The sequence below is a fragment of the Microbacterium sp. Root180 genome, assembly GCF_001428485.1.
Lineage (GTDB): Bacteria > Actinomycetota > Actinomycetes > Actinomycetales > Microbacteriaceae > Microbacterium.
Genome location: NZ_LMHS01000003.1, coordinates 1,196,601 through 1,208,648, shown reverse-complemented (window position 1 = coordinate 1,208,648; position 12,048 = coordinate 1,196,601). Strand labels below are relative to the sequence as shown.

The following is a 12,048-nucleotide window of genomic DNA, read 5'->3' as shown; positions in this document are numbered from 1 at the left end:
CCGCACACGCCTCACACGAATGATGCCCCCGGTCGGCAGGGACCGGGGGCATCGCTCCTGGGGGACTCAGCTGCTGAAGGCGTCCTTGACGTCGTCGCCGGCCTTCTTCAGGTTGGCCTTGGTCTGGTCGGCCTGACCCTCAGCCTGGAGGCGCTCGTTGTCGGTCGCGTCGCCGACGGCCTCCTTGGCCTTGCCCTTCATGTCTTCCATGTTGTGCTTGATGTCGTCGCCCATACCCATGGCGATCCCCTTTCCGTTGCGGACTCGTGGTCCGGTGGCCGGTAGCCGGGCCGACGCTGTCGGCTCGTGCTTCGACGGTACGGCGGCACCCGGGCCGTTCGCAGACGGTTGCTTTTCGCGGATGGGGGGCGTAGCCTCCGCCGCCGCGCGACGGCTATGCGACGGCGGCCCGCACCAGTTCGGTGACCTTCTTCTCGACTGACGGCGTCCACGCTCGGACGGCGAACCCGATGGGCCAGAAGTCGCCGTCGTCGAGATTCGCACGGTCCTCGAAGCCGATGGTGGCGTAGCGCGTCTTGAACTTTTTCGCGGGCTGGAGGAAGACGACGATCTTGCCCTCGGCGTTCGCGTAGCCCGGCATCCCGTAGTAGGTCTTGGGCACGAGGTCGGGTGCGACCTCCGTGACGACCTGGTGCAGGCCCTCGGCGAGCGGCTTGTCCTCGGGCTCGAGCTTCGCGATCGCGTCGAGCACGGATTTCAGGCCGGCCTCGCGGCTCTTGCCCGCCTTCTCCTGCGCGCGCAGCTCCTTCGCGCGCTCCTTGACGGCGGCGCGCTCGTCGGCGGACAGTCCCTCGGACGTGGTCTTCTCGGCCATGATGTGGTCTCCTTCACCAATCCCGGTCGCTTCGGCGACCCGTATTCGTCACGCTACGCGGGGGTGCGCACGCCGCGCTTCTCCGATCCTGACCGATCGCCTCGACCGCCGCGCGGTCTGAGAGGCTGGAGGGGTGCTGACGGACGCCGCCCTCGAGTTCCTCGCCGAGTACCACCTCGCGACCCTGTCGACCCTCGGTCGCCACGATCGCGTTCACGCGGTGCCGGTGGGCTTCACCTTCGAGGACGGCATCGTGCGGGTGATCGGCACGGGCGGATCGCAGAAGTTCCTCAACGCCGAGCGCAGCGGGCGCGCTGCCGTGTGCTCGGTCGATCGCGCGCGATGGATCAGCTTCGAGGGTCCCGTCGTCGTGACGGACGATCCGGATGCCGTCGCCCACGCCGTCGCGCTCTACGCCGGCCGCTACCGCCAGCCGCGGGTGAACCCGCAACGCGTCGTGCTGGAGCTGACGGTCGAGCGCGTCCTCGGCTCGTCGCAGTTGCGGACCTGACCACTCGAGTCGCCAAGACACGCCGTTGGCCGGCACGCGGACCGGCGTGTCTTGGCGACTCGGGTCAGAACCCGATGGCGGCCTTGTAGATGGGCAGCAGGCCGGTGCGCACGCCCGATGCCGACGGCTTGGGCTGGAACACGCTCGAGTTGTGGTTGCCCTCGATGACCGCCGGACCCTCGGGCGTGATCGCGATGTCCCAGCCGACGTAGCGGATCTCGGGGATGCGGCGCACGATGTCCTCGAGCAGCACGAGCACCTCGTCGTACTTCGGCACCGCGAACCCGACGATCGACGTGCCCGTCTTCGGGTGCTCCACGTAGACGTTGCTGTTCTTGTCGACGCCGGGGTAGAGCGCGACGCCGTGCTCGTCGAGCAGCGTGAACATGCCGCCCGACGCGAAGTTGTCGATGGAGGCGCCGTTGCCGATGCGCAGCACCGCAGCGAGCAGATGCAGGGTGTCGGCATCCGGGTCGTAGTACGTGATCATGCGCAGCGTGTTCACGCTGTCGGGGTACAGCGACGACATCGCCTCGTGCTGCACGAGCAGCTCCTCGACGAGGGTCTGGTCGGCGGCGATGAGGCGGGCGCGGAAGGCCGAGGCATCCGTCGCCTCACTGGCCGGGTAGACCGAGATGCCCGAGCCCCCTTCGGAGGCCGCGGGCTTGGCGATCACGCGACCGTGCTTCGCGATAAACGCGCCGACCTCGTCGTCGGTGGCGGTGCGTGCGTCGATCCACTCGCGGTGGATCACGTCGGCGAACTCGCCGTAGAAGCTGATCTTGTCCTCGAACCGGTGATAGGCGGCCGGGTCGTTGTAGAGCTTCGTGATGCTGTTCGACTTCGGGTGGGTCATCCACGTCTTGCGCTCACGCGCGTTGAGAAGCCGGATGTCCCACACCGCGTAGTCGCGGAACCCCATGTCGTAGCGCACCGAGCACCACAGCATGTCGGCGATGATGACGAACTTCGGCGCCTTCGACACCCGCTGCACCTGAGAGGCGAACTCGATGAGGTTTCCCGGACGCAGCCGGCGGGCGCGATTGAGCAGATACCCCAGCTTGGCGCGGCGTTGACTCATGTCGCGAACCTTTCTGCGGCGGTCAGAACCGCATCGCGGCACGATAGCGCGGGAGCAGACCCCGGCGGATGCCTGACACGGTGGGCTTGGACTGGAACACGCCGCTGTTGTGGTTGCCCTCGATCACGACGGGGCTGTCGGGCGTGATGGCGATGTCCCACCCGATGTAGGGGAGGGCGGGAACGCGGCGGGAGAGACGATCGACGAGAGCGAGCACCTCGTCGTACAGCGGTACCTGGAAGCCGGTCGCGATGTCCCACCCGATGTAGGGGAGGGCGGGAACGCGGCGGGAGAGACGATCGACGAGAGCGAGCACCTCGTCGTACAGCGGTACCTGGAAGCCGGTGATCTCGACGCCCGTGATCGGATGCGTCGCGTAGGCGTGGGCCTCCTCGTCGGCGGCGGCGTGGAGCGCRCGGCCGTCGTCGCCGAGCATCGTGTACATGCCGCCGCTGGAGAAGTTGTCGATGACTCCGCCGTTGCCGATCTTCAGCACCGAGGCCAGGACGTGGACCTCGCCGTCGGGATCGAGATAGGTCACGACGCGCAGCGAGTTCACGCTGCCGGGGTACAGGCGGGCCATCTCGGGATGCTGCGACAGGAGCTCCTCGATGAGCGTCTCGCCCGAAGCGATCAGCTCATCGCGCAGGGCGGCAGGGTCGGAGATGCCCGCGGTCTCGCGCACGGTGATGCCGTTGCCKCCGACGCCGCGCGGGTTCTTCGTGATGACGCGATCGTGACGCTTCAGGAAGGCTCCGATCGCCGCGGCGTCGACCGCTTCGACGTCGAGCCACTCACGCCCCAGCTCGTCACCGAAGCGGCTCGCGAACTGGAGCTTGTCGTCGAAGATGCCCCGCTGGCTGTCGTCGTTRAGGCGCCGTGACAGGTGGAAGGACCGGGGATCGGTCATGTAGGTCTTGCGCTCGCGGGCCTTCAGGATGCGGAAGTCCCATTCCGAATAGTTCTCGAACGTCGTCTCGTACCGCACCGCGCACCACGCCATGTCGAGCATGACCCACCACCGCGGAGCACGGGAGAGCTTTGCCGATTGGGCCGCGAACTGGTTCACGCGATCGAAGTCGAACGAGACCACGCGGCGCACGAAGAAGCGCGCACGGCGGAAGAATCGATCGACCGGGGAGGGCATCCACCCATCCTATGGGGGGGGTTCAGCGGCATCCGGGGTGCAGGCGGACGATCCCCGTTGGTCCCACGCCGGGCAGAGTGTGTCAGTGAGGCTGATCTGCCACCACCGCGGAGCACGGGAGAGCTTTGCCGATTGGGCCGCGAACTGGTTCACGCGATCGAAGTCGAACGAGACCACGCGGCGCACGAAGAAGCGCGCGCGGCGGAAGAGTCGATCGACCGGGGAGGGCATCCACCCATCCTAGATGCTGGGTCCTCGCGCTCCCGGGGCGGCCGGACGCGGCATCCGCTCGGCTTGTCGTCACCGGCCGCGCGGCCTACCGTGAGTTGTCGACCCGACCCCGTGGAGCACACATGACCTCGCAGCCCGATCAGATGCACGCCATCTCGGAGGACACCCGTCACACCGTGGATGACGTCCTCGGGTACGCGCGACGCCGCGCGCTGTACGAGGACATCCCCCTCGACAAGCCCATGCGCCCGGGCGACCTGGCGCGTCTGGCGTCGGGCTCGATCACCGACGAGGGCATCGGCGCGCGCCGTGCCATCGCCCTGTTCGAGAACGTGCTCGCTCCCGCCTGCATCTCGACGGACCACCCCGGGTACCTCTCCTTCATCCCGTCCGCGCCGAGCAAGGCCTCCCTCGCGTTCGACGTCGTGGTCTCGGCATCCGCCATCTACGGAGGCTCGTGGATGGAAGGCGCCGGAGCCGTCTTCGCCGAGAACGAGGTGCTGCACTGGCTCGCGCGCGAGTTCGGTCTGCCCGCGACGGCCGGCGGCGTGTTCGTGCAGGGCGGCACGATCGGCAACCTCTCGGCGCTCGTGACGGCACGGGATGCCGCCCGCCGCCGCAACCGCGAGGCCGGGCGCCCGGACCCCGCGCGCTGGTCGGTCGTGTGCAGCGCCGAAGCGCACTCGTCGATCGCCTCCGCCGCCGCGGTGATGGACGTGGATGTGATCACCGCCGCGCCCGACGCGCAGGGTCGACTGCACGGCGACGCCGTCGCGCACGTGCTCGACGAGCACGGCGACGCGGTGTTCGCGGTGGTCGCGACCGGCGGCACCACCAACTTCGGCATCGTCGACGACATCGCCGGCGTCGCGGCCGCCACGAAGGAGCGCGACGTCTGGCTCCACATCGACGGCGCCTACGGGCTCGCCGCGATGCTCGTGCCCGAGATGCGTCCCGCGTTCGCCGGAGTGGAGCTGGCCGACTCGGTGATCGTCGATCCGCACAAGTGGCTGTTCGCGCCGTTCGACGCGTGCGCACTGATCTACCGCGAGCCGTCTCTGGCGCTGCAGGCGCACACTCAGAAGGCCGAGTACCTGGACACGCTGACCGACTCTCCCGACTGGAACCCCTCCGACCTCGCCGTGCAGCTCACTCGCCGTTCGCGCGGCCTGCCGCTGTGGTTCTCGCTCGCGACGCACGGCACGGAGCAGTACCGCGCCACGATCAGGTACGGCGTCGACCTGGCGCGGCGGATCGCCGACGAGATCGAGCGCCGCGACGGCGTCTCGCTCGTGCGCGAGCCGCAGCTGTCGGTCGTGGTGTTCGAGCGCGAGGGGTGGACGGCCGCCGAGTACCAGGCCTGGTCGGACCGGCTGCTCGAGGAGCAGCGCGCGTTCGTCGTGCCCAGCTCGCACGCCGGCCGGCCCGTGCTGCGGTTCGCGATCATCAGCCCGCTCACCACGTACGAGCTGCTGGTCGAGATCCTGGACTCGCTGGGCTGACCCGCGCGGGGCGTGCCGGTCCTCGGCGCGGCTCCCGGGCGCATAACTCCTGCACTTCGGCTCGGCGCTTCCCGCGGATCCCCGGAACGGCGCAGGGCGGCCCGGCCCGCGGTGTCAATCTGCAGGAGTTATGCGCCGTGCGCGCGCGCTGCCCCCGGCGCCCGGCGGCCGCGCTCGGTGCGCCGAACTAGACTGATGAGGTCCCTCCCGCTCCGCCAGGAATCCGTCGTGACCTCAGCTTCTTCCGCCCGCACGTTCGACGTGCGCCACGTGCAGCTCGCACGCGCGGCGTTCGCGGCGCTCGCGGCGATCATGATCACGTTCTCCCCCGACCACTCGGCCCTCGTGGGCATGGCGGTCTTCAGCGGGTTCGCGATCGCCACCGGCCTCGTGCTGCTGCTCGCGGTCTGGATCGTGTACCCCGCCGGCCGCCGCTGGCCGGCCGCCGCGCTGGGCGGCGTGACGATCGCGGCCGGCATGGTGAGCGGGCTCAACCCGGTCCGCACCGTCGGCGGCTTCTTCGCCGTGGTGATCGCATGGGCGCTGGTGAGCGGCCTCATGGAGCTGCTCGCGGGAGCACGGGGGCTGCGCGGCATCCGCGCCCGCCGTGAGATCGCACCCGGAATCGCCGACGCACGACCCGTCGTCGACCCGGGACCGCGCTCCGACAGCCGTGACGCCGTCGTCGTCGGCGCCGTGGGGATCCTGCTCGGAATCGGGCTCGCGCTCGTGCCGGCGGGCTACTCGCTGCAGTACACGATCGAAGAGGCGCAGCAGACCCTCACGCTCACCGGCATCACGATCGGCGTCGGCCTCTTCGGCGCGTACGCCGCGATCGTCGCCGTCTATCTCGGGATCGCCGGCTTCTCGCCGCGCAAGGACGCTCCGGTCACGGCCGAGGCCGCGGCATCCGTTCCCGCCGAACCGAAGGATCCCGCGTGAGCGACGACCGCCCCACCCGCCGCGACCTGATGAAGCCCGTGCAGCTGCTCGGGCTCGCGTTCGGCGCCGCGCTGTTCGCGGGCATCGTGACCCTCGTCTCGATGGGCTTCTTCCAGCAGGGCGGCGACGGCAAGGCGCAGTCGGCGATCGTGCTCGCGCTGATCATCGCCGGCGTGACGTTCATCGCCGTGCTGCTGATCGTGTCGCTGCTGCTGCTCGCGGTCGATCCCGCGCAGGTCACGAAGCAGGTCGACAAGCCCGTGCTGCTGCCCGAAGAGGAGCAGGACGGGCCGGATGCCGCGCCCGGCGACGACCCGAAGGCCTGACGCAGCGCACCGAGGGGTCCGCGCCGGTGCGGCTCAGCCGAGCTCGTCGACGAGCTGCGAGGCCAGTCCGTCGTAGGTCGCCGGCGTGAGCGCGAGCAGTCGCTCCTTCGCGGCGTCGCCGATGTCGAGGCCGCGCACGAACTCGGCCAGCTCGGCCGCGCCGACGCGCCGGCCGCGCGTGAGGTCCTTGAGCAGGGCGTAGGGATCGCTGATCTGCGAGCGGCCTGCGGCGATCTCGGCACGCACGACGGTCTGGATCGCCTCGGCGAGGACCTCCCAATTGCCGTCGAGGTCGGCCAGGAGCACGTCCTCGGCGAGCGAGATCTCGCCGAGCCCGCGCTGCAGGTTGTCCAGCGCGAGCAGCGAGTGGCCGAATGCGACGCCGATGTTGCGCTGCGTGGTGGAGTCGGTGAGGTCGCGCTGCAGGCGGCTGGTCACGAGCGTCTGCGAAAGGGTCGCGAGCAGGCCCGCCGAGATCTCGAAGTTCGCCTCGGCGTTCTCGAAGCGGATCGGGTTGATCTTGTGCGGCATCGTCGAGGACCCCGTGGCGCCCGCGACCGGGATCTGCGTGAAGTAGCCGATGGAGATGTAGGTCCACACGTCCGTCGCGAGGTTGTGCAGGATGCCGCCGGCATGCCGGACGCGGTCGTACAGCTCGACCTGCCAGTCGTGGGACTCGATCTGGGTGGTCAGCACGTTGAAGTCGAGGCCGAGACCCTCGACGAAGCTGCGACTGAGCTCGGGCCAGTCGACGTCGGGATCCGCGGCGAGGTGGGCCGACCACGTGCCGGTCGCCCCGGAGAACTTGGCGAGGTAGTCGCCCGCCTCGATCTGGTCGGCGACGCGCGACAGGCGCCAGGCGAAGACGCCGAGCTCCTTGCCCATCGTCGTGGGCGTGGCCGGCTGTCCGTGCGTGCGCGAGAGCATCGCGGCGCCCCGGTGCGCGACGGCCAGCTCGGTGAGGGCCGAGATCACGGACCGCAGCTTCGGCAGCCACACGCGCTCGACCGCTCGGCGCACGGTGAGGGCGTAGGACGTCGAATTGATGTCCTCACTCGTGCACGCGAAGTGGGTGAGCTCGGCGATGGACTCGAGACCGAGCGTCGAGAGACGGTCGCGCACGAGATACTCGACGGCCTTCACGTCGTGGCGCGTGACCGCCTCCTTCTCGGCGAGCCAGTCGATCTCGGCCTGGCCGAACTCGCGGTAGAGGGCGCGCAACCGGGCCTTGTCGTCGTCGGCGAGCGGCGAGGTGCCGAACAGCGAGCGATCGGTGAGGGCGATGAGCCACTCCACCTCGACCTCCACGCGCGCACGGTTCAGGCCCGCCTCGGAGAGGTAATCGCCCAGACCCGCGACCGCCGTGCGGTAGCGGCCGTCGAGGGGACTCAGCGGCTGCCACGGAAGGGCGGAGGAGGCAAGAGAGGTCACGGTGCTCCCGTCGGAACGCAAGGGCGGACCCGGCGTCAGTTCGCCGGGCGGATCGCGGGTTCGAGCTGCCGGAAGAGCGCCCGGCTCGCACTCTCGATCATACCGAGCACCTCGTCGAACATTCCGGGGCCGGCATAGTACGGATCCGGCACGTCGAGCGATCGCGCGACCGGATCGAACGACAGGAGCAGCGCGATCTTGTCGGAGTCCGCCTCCGCGCGTGCCCACCCGCGCAGGATGCGCTCATGGCTGCGGTCGAGGGCGACCACGAGGTCGGAGTGCGCGAAGTCCGAGTGGGTGAACTGGCGGGCGCGGTGGCGCGTGCCGTCGTAGCCCGCGCGCTCGAGGGCGTCCAACGTGCGCTGGTCCGCGCGCTCACCCACGTGCCAGTCGCCCGTGCCGGCGCTCGTCGACGCGACGCGGCCCCCGAGGCCGGCGGCATCCGCGAAACCACGGAACACGACGTCTGCCATGGGCGAACGGCAGATGTTGCCGGTGCACACGAAGACGACGCGAAAGGGATCGCCCGTGCTCGCAGCCATGCGCTCCATTCTGGCCCGGGCGGTCGCACCGCCCAAGTGGCGATTCACGCGATGTCCATCGGCTGCCACCGAACATTAACGAACTCTCCTCGAAGGAGCCTCGCGCCGCGGGAAGCGCTCGCCTAGCCTGGCGCGGAAGGCCTACCCGGCCTTTCTTCATGTCCAGGAGGTTCCGTGCGTCGTTCACATCGTGCAACCGTCGCCGTCATCGCTTCCGGTGCCATCGCCCTGACCGGGCTGATCGCACCCTCGGCGATGGCGGTCGAAACCCCGACTGAGCTGCTGATCAGCGAAGTCGTCGAGGGTTCGGGCAACAACAAGGCCGTCGAGGTCTTCAATCCCACGGCCTCGGCCGTCGACCTCAGCGGCTACTCGATCCGGCTTTACTTCAACGGGGCGGCCGCCTCGACCCTCACCGTCCCGCTCGCCGGCACCGTCGCCGCCCAGGACGCGTTCGTGCTCGTGAACGGTGCCGCCGGCGACACCCTCAAGGCCTTCGGCGACCAGATCACCTCCGGCAACTGGTTCAACGGCGACGACGTCATCGCGCTGTACAAGGGCGACACCCCCGTCGACTTCTTCGGCCAGGTCGCTGTCGACCCGGGCACCGAGTGGGGCTCGGGCGCGACCGGCGGCGCCGACGCGACCCTGCGCCGCCACGCCGACGTGTGCGTGGGCGACACCGACGGCGCCGACGCCTTCGACCCCGCGACCCAGTGGGACGGCTTCCCCGTCGACGCCTTCGACGGCCTCGGAGCCCATACGGCCGAGTGCGGCGCGGAGCCGCCGACGCCGACGGCAGTGATCAACGAATTCTCGGCGAGCACCGCCGGCGACGACGTGGAGTACGTCGAGCTGCTGTCGACCCCGGGCACCGACCTCGCGGGCTACCGCGTCCTCGAGATCGAGGGCGATGCGACCACGACCCCCGCGTTCGGCACGGTCGACGAGGTCGTTTCGTTCCCGTCCGCCGACGCGACGGGACGTGCGCTGGCGAACCTCGCGAACGGCGCCCTCGAGAACGGCTCGCTCAGCTTGCTGCTCGTCACGGGCACGATCCCGGCGCTCGGCAGCGACATCGACGCGAACGACGACAGCGTCATCGACGACGGCCTCGGGTTCGAGGTCGTCGACGCGATCGCCGTGCACGACGGCGGAGCATCCGACCGCACCTACGGCGGCACCGGGCTGGGCGTTGCCTACGACGGACTCTCGTTCGCGCCGGGCGGAGCATCCCGCATCCCCGACGGCACCGACACCGATGCGACGGCCGACTGGGTGCGCAACGACTTCGACCTGGCGGGCATCCCCGGTTTCCCCGGCACGCTCGCGGCGGGCGAGGCGGCGAACACGCCCGGGGCGGCGAACTCGCTGACCGTGCCGCCGGTGGAACCGCCGCCCGGCGAGGCCGGCTGCGATCTGGAGAACGTGTCGATCAGCTCCGTGCAGGGGTCGGGCACCGCGTCGCCGAGGGTCGGCGAGATCGTCCTGATCGAAGGCGCCGTGGTCGGCGACTTCCAGGTCGGCGGCTTCAACGGCTATTTCGTGCAGGATGCCGGTGACGGCGACCCCGCCACCTCCGACGGCGTCTTCGTGTATGCGCCGGGAGGCGCCGCCGTCTCGGCAGGAGACGTCGTGAGTGTCGCCGGTGAGGTCAAGGAGTTTGAGAACCTCACCGAGATCGAGGCGGCCGACATCGAGATCTGCGCGACGGGTGCCGCCCTGCCGGCGCCGACGGAGTTCCAGCTGCCGGCGACGCCCGCGCAGCGCGAGGCGCTCGAGGGCATGTACGTCACCCTCCCGCAGGACCTCGCGATCCTCGAGTACTTCGAGTTCGCCCGGTTCGGCACGATCGACGTCGGGGTGACCCGCCAGTCGACTCCGACAGCGAGGTACCTGCCCACCGACCCGGCGGCGACGGCACTCGCGGCGGCGAACCTCGCCGAGCGCATCACGATCGACGACGGGCGCAGCAGTCAGAACCCCGACCCGGCGATCCACCCGAACGGGCAGGAGTTCACGCTCGCCAACACCTTCCGCGGCGGCGACCTGGTCACCGATGTGACGGGCGTCTTCGACGAGCGGTTCGGCACGTATGCGATCCAGCCCACCACGGGCGCGACGTACACGGCCGCCAACCCGCGGCCCGAGGTGCCCGAGGTCGGCGGCGACCTCGTCGTGTCGAGCTTCAACGTCCTGAACTACTTCACGACGCTCGACGACCCGACCACGAGCGCCGACGACGACATCGCCCGCGGCGCCAACACGGCCGAGGAGTTCGAGCGTCAGGAGGCCAAGATCGTCTCGGCTCTCGCCGAGATCGACGCCGACGTGTTCGGTCTCATCGAGATCGAGAACAACGCCGACAGCCAGGCCCTGGCCACGCTGACGGCGGCGCTCAACGATCGGCTCGGCAGCGACGTGTACGACTACATCGAGACCGGCAAGATCGGCACCGACGTCATCACGACCGCGCTGATGTACAAGCCCGCGGAGGTGACGCCCGTGGGTGACTTCCAGCTCATGGACCAGGCGAAGGATCCGCGCTGGCTCGACAGCCGCAACCGTCCGGGTCTCACCCAGACCTTCGAGGACGCCGACGGCGGCACGTTCACGGTCGTCGTGGATCACCTGAAGTCGAAGGGATCGGCGTGCACCGGTGAGGCGGAAGACCCCCTGCAGGGCAATTGCAACCTCGTGCGCACGAATGCCGCCAACGCACTCGCGGACTGGCTCGCCACCGACCCGACGGGTCAGAGCACGGTCGGTCGCGAGCTGATCATCGGCGACCTCAACGCGTACGACAAGGAGGACCCGATCACCGCGCTGACGGCGAAGGGGTACACCGACCTCAACCTCAAGTACCAGGGCGAGGATGCCTACAGCTACGTGTTCGACGGCCAGCAGGGCTACCTCGACCACGCGCTGGCCGGGCCCGGTCTCGTCGCGGACGTGCGCGGCGCCTCGCCGTGGAACATCAACGCGGACGAGCCCAGCCTGATCGACTACGACATGTCGTTCAAGCTTCCGGCCCAGGACGCGCTGTTCGCCCCCGACCCTTACCGGTCGAGCGACCACGACCCGGTGCTCGTCGGGCTCGAACTGACGCCGCCGGACACGACGGCTCCGACGATCGAGGCGGTCGCGCTGCCCTCGTTCATCCTGGTGCCGAACAACAAGGAGCGCACCGTGCGGGTGTACGTCGACGCCGACGACGATCGCGGCGAGGTGACGGTCGAGCTCACGGACGTCAGCACCAACGGCAAGCCGCGCGCGAAGGTCACGCAGATCGACGACCGCACCTTCTCGGTCACGGCGGTCAACGGCGCGGTCTACCGGTTCACCTATACCGCGACGGATGCCGCCGGCAACACCGAGACCGACACGGCCTTCGTGGTGGTCGGCATCCGGGGGCTGATCGAGTTCCTCTGATCCGCAGCTGACTCGGACGCCGTCTCCCTTCTCGGAGGCGGCGTCCGCTCGTTCCTTCACAGGCGGGG

The 12,048-nt window shown here is 69.6% G+C and carries 11 protein-coding genes; 5 read left to right on the top strand and 6 right to left on the bottom strand.

The window, feature by feature from the left end; genetic code table 11:
- Nucleotides 1-66: 66 nt before the first annotated feature.
- Both ASD93_RS15770 and ASD93_RS13160 read right to left on the bottom strand, forming a co-directional pair.
- The gene (locus ASD93_RS15770) at nt 67-240 is read right to left on the bottom strand and encodes a CsbD family protein (protein WP_082569322.1); all 174 of its coding nucleotides are present in this window, start codon (nt 238-240) and stop codon (nt 67-69) included.
- Nucleotides 241-394: 154 nt separating this feature from the next.
- On the bottom strand, nt 395-835 hold the full coding sequence (locus ASD93_RS13160) for an iron chaperone (RefSeq protein ID WP_056123366.1): 441 nt from the start codon (nt 833-835) through the stop codon (nt 395-397).
- Nucleotides 836-968: 133 nt separating this feature from the next.
- Here ASD93_RS13160 and ASD93_RS13155 point away from each other — a divergent pair, with 133 nt between their 5' ends.
- Complete coding sequence (locus tag ASD93_RS13155; RefSeq protein ID WP_056123363.1) at nt 969-1,346, top strand: PPOX class F420-dependent oxidoreductase; 378 nt, start codon at nt 969-971, stop codon at nt 1,344-1,346.
- 64 nt (nt 1,347-1,410) lie between these two features.
- Here the strand turns inward: ASD93_RS13155 and ASD93_RS13150 are convergent, their stop codons facing one another.
- Together ASD93_RS13150 and ASD93_RS13145 are read right to left on the bottom strand one after the other, a co-directional pair.
- A complete protein-coding gene (locus tag ASD93_RS13150; RefSeq protein WP_056123361.1) occupies nt 1,411-2,427 on the bottom strand; it encodes a sugar-transfer associated ATP-grasp domain-containing protein in 1,017 nt (338 codons plus the stop codon).
- A 22-nt stretch (nt 2,428-2,449) separates the two neighbouring features.
- Complete coding sequence (locus ASD93_RS13145; RefSeq protein ID WP_056123356.1) at nt 2,450-3,574, bottom strand: sugar-transfer associated ATP-grasp domain-containing protein; 1,125 nt, start codon at nt 3,572-3,574, stop codon at nt 2,450-2,452.
- Nucleotides 3,575-3,927: 353 nt separating this feature from the next.
- Between ASD93_RS13145 and ASD93_RS13135 the strand changes: the two genes are divergently transcribed.
- The 3 genes from ASD93_RS13135 (at nt 3,928) to ASD93_RS13125 (ending at nt 6,575) form a co-directional block, all read left to right on the top strand.
- Nucleotides 3,928-5,307: a pyridoxal phosphate-dependent decarboxylase family protein gene (locus ASD93_RS13135; protein ID WP_056123349.1), complete on the top strand. Its 1,380-nt coding sequence runs from the start codon at nt 3,928-3,930 to the stop codon at nt 5,305-5,307.
- Nucleotides 5,308-5,535: 228 nt separating this feature from the next.
- On the top strand, nt 5,536-6,249 hold the full coding sequence (locus ASD93_RS13130; protein ID WP_200950687.1) for an acyl-CoA synthetase: 714 nt from the start codon (nt 5,536-5,538) through the stop codon (nt 6,247-6,249).
- The gene (locus tag ASD93_RS13125) at nt 6,246-6,575 is read left to right on the top strand and encodes a hypothetical protein (RefSeq protein ID WP_056123344.1); all 330 of its coding nucleotides are present in this window, start codon (nt 6,246-6,248) and stop codon (nt 6,573-6,575) included. The genes ASD93_RS13130 and ASD93_RS13125 overlap by 4 nt, the downstream gene beginning before the upstream one ends.
- A gap of 33 nt (nt 6,576-6,608) precedes the next feature.
- On the opposite strand, the gene purB is transcribed toward ASD93_RS13125, so the two are convergent.
- Together purB and ASD93_RS13115 are read right to left on the bottom strand one after the other, a co-directional pair.
- Entirely contained in the window at nt 6,609-8,006 is a 1,398-nt protein-coding gene (gene purB / locus ASD93_RS13120; protein WP_200950685.1) for an adenylosuccinate lyase, read from the bottom strand.
- Between the two features lie 35 nt (nt 8,007-8,041).
- On the bottom strand, nt 8,042-8,548 hold the full coding sequence (locus ASD93_RS13115) for a low molecular weight protein-tyrosine-phosphatase (RefSeq protein ID WP_056123337.1): 507 nt from the start codon (nt 8,546-8,548) through the stop codon (nt 8,042-8,044).
- 174 nt (nt 8,549-8,722) lie between these two features.
- Between ASD93_RS13115 and ASD93_RS13110 the strand changes: the two genes are divergently transcribed.
- The gene (locus tag ASD93_RS13110; protein ID WP_056123334.1) at nt 8,723-11,980 is read left to right on the top strand and encodes an ExeM/NucH family extracellular endonuclease; all 3,258 of its coding nucleotides are present in this window, start codon (nt 8,723-8,725) and stop codon (nt 11,978-11,980) included.
- The last annotated feature ends 68 nt before the right edge of the window (nt 11,981-12,048 follow it).

Bases quoted from the DNA above. Each gene is read 5' to 3' on its own strand.
- ASD93_RS13150 (WP_056123361.1), bottom strand. From the start codon at position 2,427: ATGAGTCAACGCCGCGCCAAGCTGGGGTATCTGCTCAATCGCGCCCGC.
- ASD93_RS13135 (WP_056123349.1), top strand. From the start codon at position 3,928: ATGACCTCGCAGCCCGATCAGATGCACGCCATCTCGGAGGACACCCGT.
- ASD93_RS15770 (WP_082569322.1), bottom strand. From the start codon at position 240: ATGGGTATGGGCGACGACATCAAGCACAACATGGAAGACATGAAGGGC.
- ASD93_RS13115 (WP_056123337.1), bottom strand. From the start codon at position 8,548: ATGGCTGCGAGCACGGGCGATCCCTTTCGCGTCGTCTTCGTGTGCACC.
- ASD93_RS13160 (WP_056123366.1), bottom strand. From the start codon at position 835: ATGGCCGAGAAGACCACGTCCGAGGGACTGTCCGCCGACGAGCGCGCC.